Source organism: Nocardioides sp. Root1257 (assembly GCF_001425175.1).
Lineage (GTDB): Bacteria > Actinomycetota > Actinomycetes > Propionibacteriales > Nocardioidaceae > Nocardioides.
Genome location: NZ_LMDV01000003.1, coordinates 1 through 19,414, shown reverse-complemented (window position 1 = coordinate 19,414; position 19,414 = coordinate 1). Strand labels below are relative to the sequence as shown.

The window sequence follows — 19,414 nt, the reverse complement described above, 5'->3', positions numbered from 1 at the left end:
CTGACCGCACGCCGGTGACGGTCTATCGTCGGAACATGGCCGCTCGACTGAACCCCTACCTCAGTTTCGCGGGTGATGCCTCGGACGCCCTGGCGTTCTATCAGGACGTGTTCGGCGGCGATCTCACAATCAACCACTTCGGCGACTTCGGCACCGACGACCACGGCATAGGCGACCAGGTCATGCACGGCCAGTTGGAGACAGCGTCTGGCCTCACGCTGATGGCCGCCGACATGCTGCCGGACGAGACGTTGCGGCCCGGAAACAACCTCGCGATCAGCCTCGGCGGGAACGAGACCGAGGAACTGCGCGGCTACTGGCAGGCGCTGTCGGACGGAGGGACCGTGACGGTCGACCTGGCCACCCAGCCGTGGGGCGACGAGTTCGGGATGTGCATCGACCGGTTCGGGACCTCTTGGGTGGTCAACATCGCCCGGGGTGCCTGACCTACCGGATCCCTGCTGCGCCCGGTCGGTCAGGCTGTCCGTCGATACCGGAGGTCGGCGATGCCGCGGCCGGCGGCAATCCCCTTGCGCTCGAACCTCGTCACCGGCCGCTCGGCCCAGCGATCGACCACGCCACCCTTGGTCTACGCGCGAACACTCTCGAGTTCTTCGATCACGAAGGCACGCTCATCGCGCGGGGGGACTGGCCCTCCCCCCGGCGTTTGGCTACGTGGGAGCGGATCGACTTCGCAGACCCGAACCGTCACCGATGTCTTGAGACATCAACTGTCACCGATGTCGTGATGCAGACTGTCACCGCTGTCCTGAAACATCACAAGACATCCGGACAACTTTCGGGGGAACGCATCTGACCTGCGCAAACGCTGCGATGTCGACAGCGTTCCCCCTAAGTTCCGCCTGCTTGATTTCGGAATCCGATAACACCATCCGTCTAGTCTCCGAGCATGCAGGAGCGCGCCACATCTGCGCCGCGGGCGGTGTCACCCGCGCCGGTGGTGCGTCCGGCGCATCTCCGGCCTCTACGGCTGTGCACCCGGTGCACAGCCGAGCTGGATCCGCGGTCGTGGACCGGGTCCACCACCACAGTCTCCGGTCCCGCGTCGGACGCGGGACCGTGCGGCGGTGCACCGGGTGCACCACCGCAGACGGCGGCTATGCGCCCGGCGCAGAGCCGAACGCTACGGCCCCCGCACCAGTGCGGGGCCGGGGCTGACCCCGCGGCGACGACGGTCCCGGATCGGGTCCGGGTCCGGGTCCGGTAGCGGCTCACGCATCGGTCGCTGGTGGGGCGAGGGACTCGAGCAGGTCCGCGGTTGCGGCGTCCACGATCCCGTCGACCTCGATGTAGTGGGCCTTGGTGATCTCGACTGAGGAGTGCCCGAGCATCTCGGCGGCCAGCTCGGTGGTGCCGTCACGGCTGAGCACCGTCGCGACGGTGCGGCGGAAGGCGTGCGGGGTCACGCCCTCGACCTCGGCGTCGGCCAGCGCCGCTCGGAGACGGCGGCGGACGTTGTTGGTGGTCAATGGGGTGCCGTTGCGGCTCGCGAACAGCAGCGCGTCGTCGGGCTCCCCCGCCACCGCGACCAGCCGGTGCCGCAGCGCCTCGGCGGCGAAGCTGGGCACCGCGACCGTGCGGACCGAGGAGGACGTCTTGGGGTGCTCCTGGCGGTAGGTCGCGACGCCCTTGGGGGAGACGATGGTGCCGCAGATCCGTAGTCGCGCCGGCCTGGTGGTGACGTCGATGTCGCACTTGCGCAGGGCGAGGACTTCGCCGATGCGAGCCGAGCTGCCGAGCATCACCTCGACGATCTGCTCGAGCTGTCCGTCCGGCTTCGGCCCGGGCAGCCCGTCGTCGCGCCGCCACGCTCGAACCGCGGCGCGGATCGCGGCGATGTCGTTCGCCGAGAGCGCCTTGACCTTCGTGGGTGGCTTGCGGAGCCGTTTGGTCTCGCGGACCGGGTTGCGTGGCAGCGCGTCGTAGCGGACCGCGAGCCCCAGGGACAGGCTCAGCACGGTGCGTGCGTGCTTGGCCATCGCGTAGCTGCGGTTGGCCGCCAGGTGGCGCAGGAACCGGTCCACACGTCCGACCGTGATCTCGCGGAGCAGGAGGTGCTCGAAGGCGGGTAGGACGATGGTGCGCATGTCGCGCTCGTAGAGGTCCCGGGTGCTGCGCGCCAGCTCCCCGTCGAGATCGAGGTCCTCCAGCCAGACCTTCACCAGGGCGGCGAAGGAGCTGTCCGGGGAGAGCTCGCCGTACGAGCGCCTGCTCTGCCGCTGCGCGAGCGCCGCCTTGAGTCGGCGGGTGGCGTCCGCCTCGGTGGTCCCGCTCGCCTGAACGCGGCGGATCCGGCCGTCGTCGTCGCGGTAGCGGGTCCGGGCGCGGACCTTCCTGCCGGCCCGCACGTACGAGATCTCGCCGAAGGTCCCGATGGGGGTGCGGTGCCTACCCATGTCCGATCACGGCTCCCCCGGTGCCTGCTCGCGCTGCGCCTCGACCCAGGTGCGCACGTCGCAGACGAGATAGCGCAGCGCGCGGCCGACGTGCACCGCCCGTGGCCCGCGGCCGGTCAGCCGCCAGTCGTAGAGCGTCCGCACCGGGACGTCGAGGTACTCGCTCAGTTCGTCGATGCTGAGCATCGGCTCCAGGCCGGCAGCCGCGGACGAGATGGCGCGCAGTGAGGTCTCCATGACCCTCAGGTGCGCGGGCCGCTCCGTCGACCCCGGAACCAGCCGTCACCGGCCCGCAGAGAGCGGGGAGATTCGACCGCCCAGACCCCGTCCGGAGGGGAAAGTGGACACTTTGTGGACACCGGTTCAAATCCCAGAGACCTTTCAGGCCCGGCGATCCGTAGATCACCGGGCCTGTTTCCGCAGGTCAGAGGCCATATGGTCTCTGGGCGGATCGGTCGGGCTGACAGGATTTGAACCTGCGACCCCTTGACCCCCAGTCAAGTGCGCTACCAAGCTGCGCTACAGCCCGAACGGTCGCCGCCTCGTGAGCAGCGAACCGGCGTGAACACTACCGCAGCCCGGGCGTTCGACCGGCATCGGGTGCCGCTTTCGGACCTGTCTCGGACCACCCTTGTCGCTTATGTGATTCCCGTCACATGCGGCGCCGTCTGGTCATACGTTCGAGACGTTTCTGGCCCTGGGGGAGAGGGAGGCAACATCATGAATCGCAGCAGCAAGGTGCTGATCGGGGTCGGCGCCGCCGTCGCCCTGGTCGTAGGGGCGACCGGAGGTGCCGTCGGGGCACAGCTGGTCACCAGCGCCCAGATCAAGAACGGCACGATCCAGACCGTCGATCTCAACCCGTCGGTCGTCCGCAAGCTCAACCAGGCCGGCCCCCGCGGGCCCGCCGGCCAGGCGGGCTCGGACGGCTCGGACGGCGCGGACGGCGCCGACGGTGCCGACGGGGTCGACGGCACCGATGGCACGCCCGGGATCCAGGGCATCCAGGGCCCGCCCGGTCCGGCCGCCTCCGACAAGCTCGGAGCCCTGGCCGCCGACGCGAGCAGCACGGCGAAGACGGTCACCAACATCGGCGGCACGTTCGGGAAGTTCACGGCGACGGTGCGCGCGACCGAGCTCGACTCGTTCACGCTCCCGGCCGGCACCTACCAGCTCACCGCCGACGGGTTCTTCCACTCGACGGCGGCGGTGTCGGGACTGACCCGGCTCCAGCTGGCGCTCCGGATCAACGACGGCACCGACTGGGGCGTCGACGTCGGCACCTGCTTCACCGACTCCACCAGCCCGCTGGCGGACCGGGAGTCGAGCTGTCAGACGACGCGTGTCATCGAGCTCGCCGCTCCGACCGAGGTCCTGGTGTACGCGTTCGGGTACGCCGACAACCAGGGCTCGGCCGACAGCGGCAAGTTCCAGGCCGTCTCGCACGTCTCGGCGATCCGGGTCGACTGACCCCGTCGGGTCCTCAGCCCATCGACTTCTGACCGTCGATGGTCTCGCGGATGATGTCGGCATGGCCGGCGTGCTGGGCCGTCTCGGCCACGATGTGGGCGAACACCCGGCGCGCCGACCAGCTGGCTCCCGGCTCGAACCACGGCTGCGCCGGCAGCGGCTGACGGGAGTCCAGGTCCAGGTCCGGGTTGGCGAGCAGCGCGTCGGTCGCTTCGGCGACCTCGTCGTACGCCGCGAGCAGGGTCGCGAGGGTCTCCCCCTCGAGCATCCGGAAGCCGTCGGCGTACTCCTGCACGGCGGCCGGCGGGTTGCTCCAGTCGACGTTCGCCCAGTCGATGTCGGGCTGCTCGGCGGGCCCCTCGACGATGAAGTCGGCCCAGCTCTTCTCGACCGCGGTCACGTGCTTCACGAGCCCGCCGAGGCAGAGCGTGCTGGCGGTCGGCGTCGCCGCCGCCTGCTCGTCGGTCAGGTCGCGCACGGTGACGCGGAAGAGTCCGCGGTGCTTGGTCAGGAGGTCGAGGAGGTCGTCGCGCTCAGTCGTCATACCGGAAACCCTAGGCACGGTTCAGGTCAGGTCCTGTCCTCAATCGGAGGCGACCTGGGCCGAGTTCGGCGAGACCCGCAGCGACGACGTGTCGACCGCGACGAAGGCCGACGCCGGGATGCCCTTGAGCTCCTCGATCAGCCGCTCGGGCCAGTGTCGGTTCTGCTCGCCCTGGAAGAACCACGGAGACCCGTTGTCGGCCAGCACCAGGCCGTAGGTCTTCATCGCCCGGACGACCGCGACCGTGGCCGGCGAGAGCCCCGCGGTCGGGAAGCCGGCCTTGAGCCGGAAGCGCGCGCCCATCGGCGGGAAGGCCTGGCTGGAGCGCGAGCCGGCGTCGTGGCGGGCCGGCCACAGGTGGTGGCTGCTGGTGACGTCGGTGGTGAACCGGATCGCGTGGTCGACCCGGCCCGCCTTCACCTCGGCCCAGCGCAGCAGGCCCGGGAGGATGGGCAGGCCCGCGGCGTCGGCGGAGGTCCAGCCGTCGGGGCGCAGCGCGTTGGAGCGCAACGACCACACGGCGCCCGAGCCGGCCACCCAGCGTCCGCCGCGGGTGCGGGTGTTCCAGGTCTCGTAGAGCTTGCAGGCGCCCCGGTCGACCACGACGGTGTGCTTGTCGCCGTCTGAGCCGCGGCCACCCTCGACCCGGGTGTCCCTGCCCAGCGGGTAGCGCACCCGGTTGCTCTCGTCGGCGTAGTCGAAGCGCACCCGCACCTTCGGGTGCGACGGCTTCACGACCGTGACCGGGATGCCGTAGTCGGGCCCGTCGCCGTACGACGGTCCGAAGTCCGGGTGCAGGTCACGGTCCGTGGACATGTGCGAGAGCCACTGCCGGCTGCGCGCGTGCACGGGCAGGCCGCTGACGTCGGCGTTCCACCAGTTGTCCGCCGGGAAGACCCGACAGCCGCCGACGGCGCGGTCGACGGGCGCCGGCTGGGCGGTCGCCGCACCTGCGGAGGGCACCGCCAGAGCAACGGCCAGGACCACGACACCGAGTCTCTTCATGGTCACGACGCTAACCGCTCGTCAGCGCTTGCGCTTCTCCCGCGGCCGCTGCTGCAGGACGATCGGGGTCCCGGCGAAGCCGAACTCCTCGCGGAGCCGCCGCTCGATGAACCGCTCGTACGACGCGTCCAGCTTGCCGCTCGTGAAGAGCACGAACGTCGGCGGCGCTGTCGAGGCCTGGGTCCCGAAGAGGATCCGCGGCTGCTTGCCGCTCCGCACCGGGTGCGGGTGCTCGGCCACGAGGCGGCCGAGGAAGCCGTTGAGCGCGCCGGTCGAGATCCGGGTCTCCCAGCCCGCGAGGGCCTTCTCCAGCGCGGGTACCAGCCGGTCGATGTGCCAGCCGGTGCGTGCCGTGAAGTTGATCCGCGGCGCCCACTGCACCTGGACGAGCTCGCGCTCGATCTCGCGCTCCAGGTAGTAGCGGCGCTCGTCGTCGACGAGGTCCCACTTGTTGAACGCGATCACCAGCGCGCGGCCGGCCTCGCGGACGGTCTGGAGGATGCGCACGTCCTGCTCGGAGATCGACTGCTCGGCGTCCAGCACCAGCACGGCGACCTCGGCGCGGTCGATGGCCGTCGACGTGCGCAGGGACGCGTAGTACTCGTGACCCGACGCCTCCTTGACCCGCTTGCGCAGGCCGGCGGTGTCGATGAAGCGCCAGACCTCGCCGCCGAGCTCGATCAGCTCGTCGACCGGGTCCACGGTGGTGCCCGCGACGTTGTCGACGACGACGCGCTGCTCCCCCGCCAACTGGTTGAGCAGCGAGGACTTGCCGACGTTGGGCTTGCCGACGATCGCGACGCGGCGCGGGCCGCCGGCCTCGCCCAGCCGCTCGGGCGGGGGCTCGGGCAGGGCGGCGAGGATCGCGTCGAGCATGTCGCCGGAGCCGCGGCCGTGCAGCGCCGAGACGGGGAACGGCTCGCCGAGCCCGAGGTTCCACAGCCCGTAGGTCTCGGCCTCGGTGCGCTGGTCGTCGACCTTGTTGGCCGCGAGCACGACCGGCTTGCCGGACGCCCGCAGGATCCGTACGACGGCCTCGTCGTGGTCGGTGATCCCGACCGTGGCGTCGACGACGAACAGCACGGCGTCCGCCAGGCGTACGGCGATCTCGGCCTGCGCGGCGATCGACGCGGCGAGGCCGCGGGCGTCCGGGTCCCAGCCGCCGGTGTCGACGACCGTGAAGGCGCGGCCGTTCCAGTTGGCGTCGTAGGACACCCGGTCCCGGGTCACGCCGGGGACGTCCTCGACCACGGCCTCGCGGCGGCCGATGATCCGGTTGACGAGGGTGGACTTGCCGACGTTGGGGCGACCGACGACGGCGAGGATCGGGACCGGCCCGGTGTCCTCAGCCACGCCCTCCGCTGCATCGAGGGGGGCAGGGTCGTGCTCGGTCATGGTGCTCCTTCATCGGTGACCCCGGTGTCGGGGTCTGGATCTACGTCGGTGGGCGGCAGCGGACCCGGGAGCTCCCGGCCGGTCGACGCGCGCGCCCGGTCCAGCTGGACCAGCATGTGCTCTCGGAGCAACAACGAGGCCTTCTCCACTTGTTCCCGCGTCCGGGGCCAGGGCTCGGCGTCGATCCGGTAGGCCTCGCCGAAGACCATGTCGACGACGGCGCCGCGCTTCGGCAGCGAGCCGCTGGTGCCGCCGGGCTCGCGGCTCCCGAGCGTCGTCACGGGGACGACGGGTGCACCCGAGACCAGCGCCAGGTAGGCCGCGCCGCGGTGGAACCGCTCCAGGTCCCCCGCCCCGCGGCTCCCCTCCGGGTAGATGCCGACGACCCGGCCGTCGCGCAGCGCCTTGAGGCAGGTCTTCACCGCGCGGGGATCCGTGTGGAAGCGGTCCAGCGGGACCTGGCCGGAGGCCCACAGGAACCGGCCCAGGAAGCCGCGGAACATCTCGACCTTGGTCAGCACGTGCGCCGGCCGCGGCGCGAAGATCGCGAGCAGCGGACCGTCGATGACGCCGACGTGGTTGGAGGCGAAGATCACCGGCCCGGTGGCCGGCACGTGGGCGGCGCCGTGCACCTGGACGTCGTAGCGCCGGCGGATGACCCAGCGCGCGAGCGGTCGCAGCGTGTGGAGCAGGAAGCGCGGTGCGCGCTTGACCCGGTCGCTGCGAGGCCGCTCGAGGTGGGGGTCGGTCACGGGTGCGCTCCCACGTCCTCGACCAGCGCCACGACCAGCCCGATGACCTCGTCGAGCGTGTACGGCGTGGTGTCGATGTGCACCGCACCGTCGGCCATCGTCAGGGGTGCCGTCGCCCGGCCGGAGTCGATCTTGTCGCGCGCGAGCAGGGACTCCTGGGTGGCGGCGACGTCCGCGCCACCCTGCTCGGCGGCCCGGCGGGAGGCCCGGGCCGCGGGGTCGGCGCTGATGTAGAGCTTCACGGGCGCGTCCGGCGCGACGACCGAGCCGATGTCGCGACCCTCGACGACGATGCCGCTCTCGACGGACTCGGCCGCGATCACGGCCCGCTGCAGCTCCAGGAGCCGGGTGCGGACCTCGGGGACGGCGCTGACCGGCGAGACCGCCGCGTTGACCTCGTCGCTGCGGATCGCGGTCGCGACGTCGACGCCGTCGACGGTGATCGTCGGCGCCAGCGGGTCGGTGCCGGAGACGATCTGGGGCTCACCGCACCGAGCCGCGACCGCTGCGACGTCGTGCACGTCGATGCCCTCGCGCAGCAGCCACCAGGTCATGGCCCGGAACATCGCGCCCGTGTCGAGGTAGCGCATCCCGAGCCGGTCGGCGACGCCGCGCGACGTGCTCGACTTGCCCGATCCGGAGGTGCCGTCCACGGCGACAACGAGACCAGGGGCAACCGAGCGCGCAGAGCTGTTCACGGGGCCGCAGCCTACCGGTGTGTCACCCAACCGCGGGATTCGAGCGACGCGAGCAGGTGCTCCGCGCGGGTCTCGTCCACGATGAGCTCGACGACACCGACCTGGCGGCCCAGATCGTGGTCGATCCGGACGTCCTCGACGTTGACCTCGATCTCCCCCGCGGCGAGGAACAGGCGGGCGAGCACACCCGGCTCGTCGGGGACGGAGACGAAGACCGAGGCGGTCGGCCGCACCGGTCCGCCGTGCTTGCCGGGGATCGCCCGGGTGCCGTCGACGCCGCGCTCCAGCAGCTCCCAGAGCCGGGCACGGTCGGCGTCGGCGAGGGCGCTGATCATGGCGTCGAGGCCGGTCCGCACCTCGGCGAGCAGCTCGACGACCGCCGCCGAGTTGGCCGCGACGATCTGGCCGTAGAGCTCGGGGCTCCCGGCGGCGATGCGGGTGACGTCGCGCACGCCCTGGCCGGAGAGCTTCAGGTAGTCAGCCGGCGCGTCCACGAGCCGCCCGGCGACCAGCGAGGCCAGCAGGTGCGGCACGTGCGACGTACGGGCGACGGCGCGGTCGTGGTCCTCCGGGCTGAGCCGCACCACGACTGCAGCGCACAGCTGGGCGAGCTGCTCGACGAGCGCGACACCGTCCGGGTCGGCGTCGGGGTGGGGCGCGACCGCCCACGGGCGGCCCTCGAACAGGTCCGCTGTCGCGGCCAGGGGACCCGAGCGCTCGCTGCCGGCCATCGGGTGCCCGCCGACGTAGCGCCGTACGCCGGGCTCCCCCGCCACCGCCGCGAGCGGGCCGGTCTTGACGCTGCCGACGTCGGTCACGATGGCGTCGGTGTCGCGGAGCGCCGCCGCGATCGCCGCACCGAGGTGGTCCGGCGGCACGGCCACGACCACGAGCTGGGGGCGGTCCCCCTCGGCCCGGGGCCGACCGGCGCCGAGCGCCGACGCGGTGCGCACGTGGTCGGCGGAGACGTCGGTCAGCAGCACGTCGAGCCCGGCCCGCCGGCAGGCGAGGGCGACCGAGGTGCCCAGCAGCCCGACGCCGACGACCTCGACGGGGCCGACCAGCTCACTCATCCGGCACCGCGCGGACCCGGGTCAGGTCACGCCGCAGCGCAGCAGCACCGTGGAGGTAGACGTGGGTGATGTCCGACTTCGGCAGGTCGGTCTCGACGTGCGCCATCATCCGCACGACGCGCGGCATCGAGCCCTCGATCTCGAGCTCGCGCGCGCAGATCAGCGGCACGTCGCCGAAGCCGAGCCTGCGGGCGGCGTACGCCGGGAACTCCGAGTGCAGGTCGGACGTCGCGGTGAAGATCACCGAGATGAAGTCGTCGACCTCGAGGCCGTTGGACTCCATGACGTCGGTGACCATCTCCGCCACACGCTCCAGCATGTGGTCACGCACGTCCTCGTCGAGCTGGGTCGCTCCTCGCACTGCCCTGACTGCCACCCGAAGAGGTTAGCGATCGGCGAGGGGGTGACTGCGCCCGGTCTCACGGTGGCTAGCTCGGTTGGTAGCTCCCGAAGGACCAGTGGTTGCCTTCTGGATCCTCGACGCTGCCGCCCCGGCCCCCGTAGTCCTGGTCGACCATCTCCCGCACGACGGTCGCCCCCGCCGCGACGGCGCGGTCGAAGACGGCGTCCGGGTCGTCCATGACGAGGTACGCCGCGGAGCCGCCCGCGTTGCCGACCGCGCCGTCGGGGCGCTCGCTGCCGAACATCACGCCGCCTCCCCCGTCCGGCCAGAGCCACTCGGCGTGCATCACGACGCTCGGGTCCGTCTCGTCGCGGTAGGTCGCGTGCTCCACGAAGCCGATCGCGCTCAACCACGCGATCATCCGGTCCGCGTCGCGGAAGGACATGGTGTGCCAGAGGCGGATGTCTGCTGCGTTGCTCATGACCTCATCGTCCGGGCTCGGCGCGGTCCAGGTCTTGAAGGAACGGGAACTCCTCGCGCAGCCAGGTCGTCGGCGGACACCCGGCCAGGTCGACCCACTCGCGGGTGAGGTGTGCCTGGTCGGCGTACCCGCAGTCATGCGCCACCGACGCCAGCGGGCGTCGCCCGAGCTGGCCCCGGGAGCGCTCGAACCGACCGACCCGGCGGACCTCCTGCGGCGTGAGACCGCACTCGCGTCGTACGAGCGTCGCGAGGTGCCGGCGACTGAAGCCGACCTCGTCGGCGACGTCCTGCACGGATGCGCCGCGTGTCAGGCCCGCCAGCGCCCGGCCGACCTCGGCCCGGGCGGCTGGCGCTCCGCGCCGCGCGAGCTCGGCGACCAGGACCCGCTGGACGAGGGCCGAGCGCTGGTCCGCCGGGCACTCGGCCAGGCGCTCGGGCAGGTGCCGCAGCCGGGGCGCCACGTCGTCGAGCTCGAGCATCTCCCCGGACAGCTCGGCGGCCGGCAGGCCGAAGAGAGCCCGCGCACCCGCCGGTGTGAGCGCCAGCTGCACGCCGCACTGGTGGCCGTCGTGGTGGATCTCGGCGGGCCGGGCGTGCAGCCCGGAGACGGTCGACCAGCGCGCGGCCCGGCTGGTCGGCACCCCGCGCCAGCCCACGTCGAGCGCCTCGCCGACGGGGAGGACGAACGTGAGGGTCGTCGACGGCAGCCCTCGGTGCACGCCGGGCGCGCCCAGGTCGACGTCGTACGCCGTCAGCGCGGAGACGTACGGCGCCAGCGCGGGAGCGACCGGGGCCATGTGACCCACGGTACGGCGAGATGTCCCCAAGGGTGAGCCGGAAACGACACCGATCCTGTAGACATCAGGGCGTGACCACCATCGACGACACCCCGATCCTCGCCGTCAGCGACGAGCTGGTCGGTCAGATCCGGGTGGTCCGCTGCTCGGGCGAGATCGACCTGGCCACGGTGCCGGAGCTCCGCGACCGCGTCAGCCGGCTCCAGGTCGACGGCCCGTCGCGCCTCGTCATCGACCTGAGCGAGGTCACCTTCATCGACTCGCTCGGCCTGGGCGCGCTGATCGGTGCGCACAAGCGGGCCCGGGTGCTGAAGGGCTCGCTGGTCGTGGTGCCCAGCGAGGCCGCGAGCCGGGTGTTCGCCGCCACGGCCCTCGACCGGGTCTTCGACATCCGTCCGACCCTCGAGGACGCGCTCGGGGTCGAGCGGGACTAGAGCTGGGTGCTGTCCAGCAGCACGCCGAGCTCGTCGAGGGTGAGGTCCCGCATCTCCCCCGACAGCAGCCCCCGCAGCACGACCGGGCCGAGCTGGGTGCGGGTCAGCCGGCGCACCGGGTAGCCGATGTGGTCCATCAGCCGCCGCACGATCCGGTTGCGACCCTCGTGGATGACGATCTCGACGATCGACTTCTCCTTGCCGGCCTCGATGATCCGCGCCTTGCTGACGGTGACCGGCCCGTCGTCGAGCGTGACGCCCTCGAGCAGCTGCTTGAGCGTGCGCCGGTAGATCTCGCCCTCGACCTCCGCGACGTACGTCTTGTCCACCTCGTACGACGGGTGCGCCAGCCGCTGCGCGAAGTCACCGTCGTTCGTGAGGATGATCAGCCCGGCGGTGTCGGTGTCGAGCCGGCCGACGTGGAAGAGCCGCTCGGGCCGGTCCGCGACCAGGTCGCCGAGGGAGCGCCGGCCCTCCGGGTCGGACATCGTGGAGACGACGCCCCGCGGCTTGTTGAGCACCAGGTAGACCTTCTCGGAGACCGGCGGCAGCCGCTTGCCGTCGACGCGTATCACCGCCGTGCGCGGGTCGACCTTGGTGCCGAGCCGGGTGACGATCTCACCGTCGACCTCGACCTTGCCGTCGAGCATCAGCTCCTCGCACTTGCGTCGCGAGGCGACGTTCGACATCGCCAGCAGCTTCTGCAGCCGGATCAGCCCGTCGTCGTCGGTCTCGATGCCGCTCGGGACGTCGCTCACGTGGGCTCGGTCCCGCCGTCGGGCTCGGTGCCGTCGCCGCTGTGCGGCGACGGGTGCTCCGCCGGGTGCGGCTCCTCGGGAGCCGGCTCGCTGAGCACCGGGCTCGGCGCGACCATCTCGGCCAGCTCGTCCTCGAGGTCGGCCATGTCGGGCAGGTACGGCGCGAGCTCCGGCAGCTCGTCGAGCGTCGAGACGCCGATCCGCTCGAGGAAGTAGCCGGTCGTCCGGTAGAGGTTCGAGCCGGTCTCGTGGTCCTGGCCCGCCTCCTCGACGAGCCCCCGGTTGAGCAGCGTGCGCATCACGCCGTCGACGTTGACGCCGCGGATCGCCGAGACCCGCGCCCGGGAGACCGGCTGCTTGTAGGCGACCACGGACAGCGTCTCCAGCGCCGCCTGGGTCAGCCGCGCCTGCTGCCCGTCGAGGATGTAGCCCTCCACCACCGCGGCGAACTCCTCGCGCGTGTAGTAGCGCCAGCCCCCACCCACGTTGCGCAGCTCGAAGCCGCGCACCTGCTCGTCGTACTCCGCCGCCAGCGCGTCCAGGGCCGCGGTGACCTCGGCGACCGGGTAGCCGACGGCCGACGCCAGGCTGACCGTCTCCATCGGCTGGTCGGCCACCATCAGCAGCGCCTCCAGCGAGGGCCGGAGCGCCGCCAGCGGCACCGCGATCGTCTCGTCGGCCTCGGTCGTCACCTGCGACTCAGTCATGCTCGTTCTCCTGCTCCGGCACTGCGCGTACGTCGGCCACTTCGGGCGGGGCCCCTTCGAACTCGTCGGTGACCAGCTCGTCGACGTCGGTGTCGTCGTCCCCGGTCCACCGTACGGTGAGCTCGCCGAGCGGGGTCACCTGGTCGAAGCCGACCGCGCCCTCGCGGAAGAGCTCCAGCAGGGAGAGGAAGCGGGCGACCGTGGTCAGCCGGTCGGGCGAGTCGCCGCACAGGGCCCGGAACGTCATGGACCCGCTGCGGCGCAGGCGCTCGACGACCAGGGCCGCCTGCTCGCGCACGCTCACCTTGGCCGCGTGGATGTGGTGCAGCGACAGCTCGAGCACCGGCTTGGGCTCGAGGGCCTTCGCGGCGAGCTGCGCGAACTGGTCGAGCCCGATGCCGATCAGCACCTCGGGCAGCAGCCCGGCGTACCTCTCCTCGAGGCCGACCGCACGCGGGTGCCGCTTGGACTCGGCCGCGAGGCGCTGCTCGAGCACCGCCGCGACCTGCTTGAACGCCTTGTACTGCATCAGCCGCGCGAAGAGCAGGTCGCGCGCCTCGAGCAGCGCGAGGTCCTCCTCGTCCTCGACGTCGCCCGACGGCAGCAGCCGCGCCGCCTTGAGGTCCAGCAGGGTCGAGGCGACCAGCAGGAACGACGTGGTCTGCTCGAGGTCCCACACCGGTCCCCCGGCCTTCACGTGCGCGATGAACTCGTCGGTCACCTTCGACAGCGCGACCTCGGTGATGTCGAGCTTGTGCTTCGCGATCAGGTTGAGCAGGAGGTCGAACGGACCCTCGAAGTTGTCCAGGTGCAGGGCGAACTCGGGGGCGGAGACCGGCGTGGCCTCCCCCGCCACGACGGTGGCGCCGGGCTCCTGGATGTCGGCGGTCATTCCTCGGTCAATCGTCGGACCAGGGCACTGTCGTCACCGTTGGCCTCGAAGTCGGCGAGCACCATCGCGATCGCCTCGCGCACGAGGCGGCCGCGGTCGACGGCCAGGCCGTGCGAGCGGCGCAGGCCGAGCCGGGCGTGCTCGATGTCGAGCAGCTCGTCCGAGGTCACGTAGACGGTCATCTTCTCGTCGTGCCGCACCCGACCGCTGGGCTTCTTGGGCGCCGCGGCCTCCTCGGGCTCCGGGGCAACCGCGGCCACCGGGGCCGCCGGGGCCGCCGGCTCGTCGGCAGCCTGGGCCGTACGGCGGAACAGGTCGTCGGCTGCGGGCAGGCTCACTCGTCGGGCCAACGAGCCAGCACCTCCTTGGCCAGCTGACGGTAGGAGTCAGCACCGGCGGAGCTGGAGGCGTACGCCGTGATCGGCTCGCCGGCCACGGTCGCGTCGGAGAACTTCACGGTGCGCCGGATGACGGTGTGGAAGACGGTGTCGCCCCACGCCTGGACGAGCCGCTCCATGACCTCGCGGCTGTGCAGGGTGCGGCCGTCGTACATCGTGCCGAGCACGCCGTAGATCTCGAGCTTGGGGTTGAGCCGCTCGCGCACCTTGTCGATGGTCGTCTTGAGGAGGGCCACGCCGCGCAGCGCGAAGTACTCGCACTCCAGCGGCACGATGACGCCGTCGGACGCGGTGAGCGCGTTGACCGTCAGCAGGCCGAGCGAGGGCTGGCAGTCGATGAGGATGACGTCGTACTCCGCGAGCGCGGGCTCGAGCACGCGCTGGAGGGTCTGCTCCCGGGCCACCTCGTGCACGAGCTGCACCTCGGCGGCGGAGAGGTCGATGTTGGACGGGAGCAGGTCCATCCCGTCGACGCCGGTCTTCACGACGACCTCGTCGAGGGTGACGTCGCGGTCCATCAGCAGGTTGTAGATGCTGAGGTCCATCTCGTGCGGGTTGAGGCCGAGGCCGACCGAGAGCGAGCCCTGCGGGTCGAAGTCCACCAGCAGCACCTTGCGGCCGTACTCCGCGAGCGAGGCTCCGAGGTTGATCGTCGTCGTGGTCTTGCCGACGCCCCCCTTCTGGTTGCACATCGACACCACGCGGGCGCGGCCGTGCGTGGCCACCGGTCCGGGCTCGGGGAGGTCGGGCATCGGACGGCCGGTGGGACCGAGCTTGCGCTCGGCTTCCTGCGGCCGCTCGAAGGGCAGGGGGTCGGACACGGGCAGCTCATCTCGCGGATCGGGGGAAGGCAGGCTGTCGGGGGGATGGGGCGTGTGGACCTGAGGTGGCATCTCGCTGGCCGCTGACGATCCGCTGGTGCCACCTGAGCTCATCCGACGCTCCTCCCCGACTTGTCGACACGGCGACTTGTGGTCGACTTCCGGCGAGCCTAGGACCGCCCTCCGACAGCGACAACAGCGGGGCGGAAACCCCCAAGCAGACTGGGAAATCTGTGCACTCGGGCCCGCGTGCGTGCACAGGGCAGGGGTCGCCTGTGCACTTACCTGTGGAGGAGATCCTCGTACTCGGGGTGCTTCTCGATCCAGCCCTTGATGAAGGGGCACAGGGCCAGCACCCGGCGGGTGCCGGTCGCGCGCACGTCGTCGAGCGCGAAGCGAGCGAGGGCCGAGCCGACGCCGTGGCCCTCGAACTTCGGCTCCACCTCGGTGTGCGTGAAGACGATCACGCGGTCCGTCAGGTCGTAGGCCGCGAAGCCCGCGAGCTCACCGTCCAGGTGCGCCTCGTAGCGGTGCTCGGCGGGGTTGTGGGAGGTCTCGACGTCGGCCATGCGGCCAGCCTACGGTCCGGTCACCACCCGCAGGCGTCACCCGGACGCTCGCCCACCTGGTGCATCCCGGTGATGTCGCCCGCGCCGAACTGGTAGTTGGCCGAGGTCGCGACCGGCGCCATCACCTCACGGCTGCCCGGGTCCGGAGCAGCGTGGCCCAGGCCCATCGCGTGCAGCGTCTCGTGCATCATGATCTGGCCCCAGCCGGAGCCGTCGAAGCCGGGCGCCACCTGGGAGGCGCCCTTGTCGAGCGTCAGGTAGCCGTCGATCATCCGCCACTCGACCCCGAGCGCGGCTGCACCCTGGCTGGTGGCCGAGCCGCCACCGACCCCGACAGTGGAGCCGGCCAGGTCGCCGTACTCAGCCGCGCTGGCCCAGGACACGAAGAGGTCGGCGTCGCTCGGGAAGGGCTTGCCGTCTCCCCGGTAGCTGAAGGTGCTGGTGCCGACGTACTTGAACTTGAGCCCGGAGACCCCGGAGATCTTGGCGATCGCCCGCGTCACGTCCGCGCGCGCGTCGTACGCCTCCCCGGCGGCGTTGTAGCGCCAGCGGATCACGGTGCAGGGTGCCCACCGGACGCTGCTGTGGTCGAACAGGTAGGACCAGTCGTTCTTCGACCCGGCGGCGTCGTACCCGGCCGGCAGCGCCTCGGCGGCGTCGTAGTCGCCCGTGCCCGGGACGGTCGTCCCCGTGCCGCCCGAGCTCGTGGTGACCTTCACCTTCAGGGCGCCGGTGACGAGGCTCCGAGCACCCCGCACCGCCGGCGCCTGGGCGCGGAAGACGCGCGTGCCCACGGTGCGGCCCGCCGCCACCCGGAACGCGAAGGTGCCGGTGCGGGCCGAACGGGTCCGCGCGACGACCTTCCACCGGCCGTCCCGCTTCTCGGCGAGCTGCACCGGCCGCGGCTTCCTCGCGACGACGGCGACGTCACCGGCGAAGCGGATCGCGGTGCCCGTCCGAGCGGTCCGCGGTGCGCTGATCACGATCGGCGACGCCTGGCGCAGCCGTACGGCGTCGTGGCTGGACGTCGACGCGGGGTCGGGCGCGGCGCTGGGCGCGGCCGTGCCGGGTCCGAGGAGGGTCACGACGGGGGCCAGGGCGGCCACGGCGACGAGGGCGCGCCGGACAGAGAACATGAGGGTCACGCTGCCACCGATCGGCAGGCGTCGCTGCCAGTTGCGCGAACGCGCGCCTCCGAACGCTCCGCCACCTAGACTTGCGGGGTGCAACGGTGGGGGGCCGTTCGGCTCGTGCTATCGGGGTTGCTCACGGCGGGTCTGATCGCGTCCGGGGCGACCCCTGTCGACGCGCGCCCGCACCGCCCGCGCGTCAGCGCCCTCCTCGGTCCGTCGAGCGTCGCCGTCGGCGAGCCGGCCACGCTGTCGGCCCGGCTCCGCCCGGCACAGAAGGGCGTGCGCCTGCTGGTCCAGCGCCGGGCCACCGGTCGGTGGGTCACCGTGGCTCGTCCGCGGACCGACGCCACCGGGCGGGTGTCCGTGCGCCTGTCGACCGCGACCGCCGGCGTGCAGCGGCTCCGGGTGCTGCGCGGCTCGGCCCGTCCCACCCTGCGGGCGGCCTCACGGGCCGTTACCCTCGCCGTCATGGCGGAGCCGGGCTGCACGCCGCGCGTCGCACCCGTTGACGCGCAGGCCACGGCTGCGGCCCGTTGCCTGACGGCCCGCCTGGACCGCTGGCAGGCCGCCTCCACCATGGGAGCCGGCCAGCAGCTCAACGTCTCCAACAGCGAGTACGCCGCCCCGCTGACCGGGCTGGGCGCCCGACCCGTGCACGTCGTGGGGCTCGACCTCAAGGAGCTGGCCGACAGCGAGGGCTACGGCTTCGCCGTCCGGCCGCTCGACTACCTCACCGGGCTCGCCCAGCAGGGCGCCGTCCTCAGCGTCTCCTGGCACCCGGACAACCCCTGGACGGGCGGCCCCTACAACGATCCCCGGCCGGCGAGCCTGGACCAGCTCCTGGCGGACACGCCGGCGGCCGCGGCGTTCTGGGCCGACTTCGACGCAGGGATGCAGCTGTTCAAGGAGCTCCAGGACGAGGGCGGCGCCGCCGTCGTGTTCCGGCCGCTGCACGAGGCCAACGGCGACTGGTTCTGGTGGGGCCACCCGGATCCGGCGACCTACCGCGGCCTCTGGGCAGCCATGCAGCGGCGCGCCGCGGTCGACGGCGTGCACAACGTCCTGTGGGCCTACAGCTTCAACGCCGACACCGGCGCCAACACCTCGGCGCCGGTCGCACTGCTGCCGGCCCGCGTCGACCTCGCGGGGATGGACAGCTACAGCCGCCCCGGTGAGGCGCTGCCCACGACGGGGTACGCCGCGGTCGCGGCCAAGGTCCGCCGGATGGCGTTCACCGAGGTCGGTCCCTACGCGACGCAGGACCGGACCTGGGACCCCGCGGCCGTCACCCGCGCCGCGCGCAGCCTCGCGAAGCCCCCGCTGTGGTCGATGTTCTGGTTCGACGACGGGACCGGGGTCAAGCAGCTGTCGTCCCTGACCCGCGGCCGGTCGTGGCTCGACTCCTGCCGCGACGGGTTCTGCTCCGTCGGCTGACGCCGCACCGGACCCGTCCGGCGCCGTTCACCGCGTCCTCGCCCCGACGTCACCTCGGCCCGTTTCGATCGAGGCATGACTTCTCGGATCATGCTCGGCGCCATCGGCGCCGCCCTCACCCTGCCCCTGCTCTCCGTCGCGCCGGCCCAGGCGCACGACCACCACCACGGCCCGGGCCACGGTCACGGCCACCACGCGGTCCCCCAGGTCTTCGGGCACCGCGGCGCCTCCGGCTACCGGCCCGAGCACACGCTCGCGTCCTACCGCCTCGCGATCCAGCTCGGCGCCGACTACGTCGAGCCCGACCTCGTCTCGACCAAGGACGGCGTCCTGGTCGCCCGCCACGAGAACGAGATCAGCGGCACCACCGACGTGGCCGACCACCCCGAGTTCGCCGACCGCAAGGCCACCAAGGTCATCGACGGCCGGCCGGTCACCGGCTGGTTCACCGAGGACTTCACCCTCGCCGAGCTCAAGACGCTGCGCGCCAAGGAGCGCCTCCCGCAGGTGCGGCCGGAGAACACCGCGTACGACGGCCGCTTCGAGGTCCCGACCTTCGCCGAGGTGCTCCGCCTCGTGCAGCGCGAGGAGCGCCGCACCGGGCGCACGATCGGTGTCGCGCCGGAGACCAAGCACCCGTCCTACTTCGACTCGATCGGCCTCTCCCTGGAGGAGCCGATGCTGCGCACCCTCGACCGGTTCGGGCTCGACTCGAAGCGCGACAAGGTCGTCATCCAGTCCTTCGAGGTCGGCAACCTGCGCCAGCTCGACCGGCAGACAGATCTCCCGCTCGAGCAGCTCGTCGACGCCGCCGGCGGCCCGTTCGACCAGCCGGGCACGACGTACGCCGCGATGGTGACGCCGAGCGGCCTGCGGACCATCTCGCGGTACGCCGACTGGGTCGGACCCAACAAGGACCTGGTGCTCCCCCGTGACCCGGTGACGGGAGCGACCGGGGAGCCGAGCGACCTCGTCGACGACGCGCACCGGGTCGGCCTGAAGGTCGTCGTGTTCACGCTGCGCAACGAGAACCAGTTCATGGCCACCAACTTCCGCGTCGGCACCGACCCGAATGCCGACGGCGACATCCACGCGGAGATCACGGCGTTCCTCGACGCCGGCGTCGACGGGCTGTTCGCCGACTACCCGGACGCCGCCGTCGCCGCCCGCGACGACTGGCTCGACGAGCGCAGCTAGCTGTGATGCCCAGGCACGTTGTGCGATTGGGTACGGCGTAGCTGTAGATGGGTGAAGGCCTCCCGGTGTGGAGTGGAGCTGTCTAGGAACCGCT

23 protein-coding genes and 1 tRNA gene are annotated in these 19,414 nt (G+C 72.0%); 5 read left to right on the top strand and 19 right to left on the bottom strand.

The window, feature by feature from the left end; all coding sequences use genetic code 11:
* Positions 1-35: 35 nt before the first annotated feature.
* The gene (locus tag ASC77_RS07170) at positions 36-446 is read left to right on the top strand and encodes a VOC family protein (RefSeq protein ID WP_056150525.1); all 411 of its coding nucleotides are present in this window, start codon (positions 36-38) and stop codon (positions 444-446) included.
* Positions 447-1,232: 786 nt separating this feature from the next.
* Here ASC77_RS07170 and ASC77_RS07165 read toward each other — a convergent pair.
* The 3 genes from ASC77_RS07165 to ASC77_RS07155 all read right to left on the bottom strand — a co-directional run bounded on the left by ASC77_RS07165 (position 1,233) and on the right by ASC77_RS07155 (position 2,946).
* Positions 1,233-2,417 (bottom strand): tyrosine-type recombinase/integrase, encoded by a 1,185-nt coding sequence (locus tag ASC77_RS07165; RefSeq protein ID WP_056150523.1) that lies wholly within the window; start codon positions 2,415-2,417, stop codon positions 1,233-1,235.
* Between the two features lie 6 nt (positions 2,418-2,423).
* A complete protein-coding gene (locus ASC77_RS07160; RefSeq protein WP_056150520.1) occupies positions 2,424-2,654 on the bottom strand; it encodes a helix-turn-helix transcriptional regulator in 231 nt (76 codons plus the stop codon).
* 218 nt (positions 2,655-2,872) lie between these two features.
* A tRNA-Pro gene (locus tag ASC77_RS07155) sits at positions 2,873-2,946 on the bottom strand.
* A gap of 191 nt (positions 2,947-3,137) precedes the next feature.
* Between ASC77_RS07155 and ASC77_RS27145 the strand changes: the two genes are divergently transcribed.
* Positions 3,138-3,887, top strand: a complete 750-nt coding sequence (locus tag ASC77_RS27145) for a hypothetical protein (protein WP_056150518.1) — start codon at positions 3,138-3,140, stop codon at positions 3,885-3,887.
* Between the two features lie 13 nt (positions 3,888-3,900).
* Here the strand turns inward: ASC77_RS27145 and ASC77_RS07145 are convergent, their stop codons facing one another.
* Genes ASC77_RS07145 through ASC77_RS07105 form a run of 9 tightly spaced genes read right to left on the bottom strand, consistent with a single transcriptional unit; the run spans position 3,901 to position 10,977 of the window.
* The gene (locus ASC77_RS07145; protein WP_056150517.1) at positions 3,901-4,431 is read right to left on the bottom strand and encodes a DinB family protein; all 531 of its coding nucleotides are present in this window, start codon (positions 4,429-4,431) and stop codon (positions 3,901-3,903) included.
* Between the two features lie 39 nt (positions 4,432-4,470).
* On the bottom strand, positions 4,471-5,436 hold the full coding sequence (locus tag ASC77_RS07140; RefSeq protein WP_156390977.1) for a hypothetical protein: 966 nt from the start codon (positions 5,434-5,436) through the stop codon (positions 4,471-4,473).
* Positions 5,437-5,457: 21 nt separating this feature from the next.
* On the bottom strand, positions 5,458-6,831 hold the full coding sequence (gene der, locus ASC77_RS07135; protein ID WP_056150513.1) for a ribosome biogenesis GTPase Der: 1,374 nt from the start codon (positions 6,829-6,831) through the stop codon (positions 5,458-5,460).
* Positions 6,828-7,583, bottom strand: coding sequence for a lysophospholipid acyltransferase family protein (locus ASC77_RS07130; RefSeq protein ID WP_056150512.1), 756 nt, complete (start codon positions 7,581-7,583; stop codon positions 6,828-6,830). Before ASC77_RS07130 ends, der begins: the two co-directional genes overlap by 4 nt.
* Positions 7,580-8,236: a (d)CMP kinase gene (cmk, locus tag ASC77_RS07125; protein ID WP_235547532.1), complete on the bottom strand. Its 657-nt coding sequence runs from the start codon at positions 8,234-8,236 to the stop codon at positions 7,580-7,582. Before cmk ends, ASC77_RS07130 begins: the two co-directional genes overlap by 4 nt.
* A 56-nt stretch (positions 8,237-8,292) precedes the next feature.
* Positions 8,293-9,354, bottom strand: coding sequence for a prephenate dehydrogenase (locus ASC77_RS07120; protein ID WP_056150508.1), 1,062 nt, complete (start codon positions 9,352-9,354; stop codon positions 8,293-8,295).
* Positions 9,347-9,730, bottom strand: coding sequence for a chorismate mutase (gene aroH / locus ASC77_RS07115; protein WP_056150506.1), 384 nt, complete (start codon positions 9,728-9,730; stop codon positions 9,347-9,349). Before aroH ends, ASC77_RS07120 begins: the two co-directional genes overlap by 8 nt.
* A 52-nt stretch (positions 9,731-9,782) precedes the next feature.
* Positions 9,783-10,178, bottom strand: a complete 396-nt coding sequence (locus tag ASC77_RS07110; protein ID WP_056150504.1) for a VOC family protein — start codon at positions 10,176-10,178, stop codon at positions 9,783-9,785.
* Between the two features lie 4 nt (positions 10,179-10,182).
* Positions 10,183-10,977 (bottom strand): helix-turn-helix domain-containing protein, encoded by a 795-nt coding sequence (locus tag ASC77_RS07105; RefSeq protein WP_056150502.1) that lies wholly within the window; start codon positions 10,975-10,977, stop codon positions 10,183-10,185.
* Positions 10,978-11,048: 71 nt separating this feature from the next.
* Here ASC77_RS07105 and ASC77_RS07100 point away from each other — a divergent pair, with 71 nt between their 5' ends.
* Positions 11,049-11,411, top strand: coding sequence for an STAS domain-containing protein (locus ASC77_RS07100; protein WP_056150500.1), 363 nt, complete (start codon positions 11,049-11,051; stop codon positions 11,409-11,411).
* Here the strand turns inward: ASC77_RS07100 and ASC77_RS07095 are convergent.
* The 7 genes from ASC77_RS07095 to ASC77_RS07065 form a co-directional block, all read right to left on the bottom strand.
* Positions 11,408-12,169, bottom strand: coding sequence for a pseudouridine synthase (locus ASC77_RS07095; protein ID WP_056150498.1), 762 nt, complete (start codon positions 12,167-12,169; stop codon positions 11,408-11,410). The two genes, ASC77_RS07100 and ASC77_RS07095, sit on opposite strands and share 4 nt — an antisense overlap.
* Positions 12,166-12,876 (bottom strand): SMC-Scp complex subunit ScpB, encoded by a 711-nt coding sequence (gene scpB, locus ASC77_RS07090; protein WP_056150496.1) that lies wholly within the window; start codon positions 12,874-12,876, stop codon positions 12,166-12,168. Before scpB ends, ASC77_RS07095 begins: the two co-directional genes overlap by 4 nt.
* Positions 12,869-13,768, bottom strand: a complete 900-nt coding sequence (locus tag ASC77_RS07085) for a segregation and condensation protein A (RefSeq protein WP_056150494.1) — start codon at positions 13,766-13,768, stop codon at positions 12,869-12,871. The genes scpB and ASC77_RS07085 overlap by 8 nt, the downstream gene beginning before the upstream one ends.
* Positions 13,765-14,118: a hypothetical protein gene (locus ASC77_RS07080; protein WP_056150492.1), complete on the bottom strand. Its 354-nt coding sequence runs from the start codon at positions 14,116-14,118 to the stop codon at positions 13,765-13,767. Before ASC77_RS07080 ends, ASC77_RS07085 begins: the two co-directional genes overlap by 4 nt.
* Positions 14,103-15,101 (bottom strand): ParA family protein, encoded by a 999-nt coding sequence (locus ASC77_RS07075; protein ID WP_082574553.1) that lies wholly within the window; start codon positions 15,099-15,101, stop codon positions 14,103-14,105. The genes ASC77_RS07080 and ASC77_RS07075 overlap by 16 nt, the downstream gene beginning before the upstream one ends.
* A 167-nt stretch (positions 15,102-15,268) precedes the next feature.
* Positions 15,269-15,556 carry a GNAT family N-acetyltransferase gene (locus ASC77_RS07070; RefSeq protein WP_056150488.1) on the bottom strand — a complete coding sequence of 96 codons (288 nt, stop codon included), beginning with the start codon at positions 15,554-15,556 and terminating at the stop codon, positions 15,269-15,271.
* 20 nt (positions 15,557-15,576) lie between these two features.
* Positions 15,577-16,692: a hypothetical protein gene (locus ASC77_RS07065; protein WP_056150486.1), complete on the bottom strand. Its 1,116-nt coding sequence runs from the start codon at positions 16,690-16,692 to the stop codon at positions 15,577-15,579.
* Between the two features lie 87 nt (positions 16,693-16,779).
* Here ASC77_RS07065 and ASC77_RS07060 point away from each other — a divergent pair, with 87 nt between their 5' ends.
* On the top strand, positions 16,780-18,123 hold the full coding sequence (locus ASC77_RS07060) for a glycosyl hydrolase (protein WP_156390976.1): 1,344 nt from the start codon (positions 16,780-16,782) through the stop codon (positions 18,121-18,123).
* 75 nt (positions 18,124-18,198) lie between these two features.
* Positions 18,199-19,320, top strand: coding sequence for a glycerophosphodiester phosphodiesterase (locus ASC77_RS07055; RefSeq protein WP_235547530.1), 1,122 nt, complete (start codon positions 18,199-18,201; stop codon positions 19,318-19,320).
* The last annotated feature ends 94 nt before the right edge of the window (positions 19,321-19,414 follow it).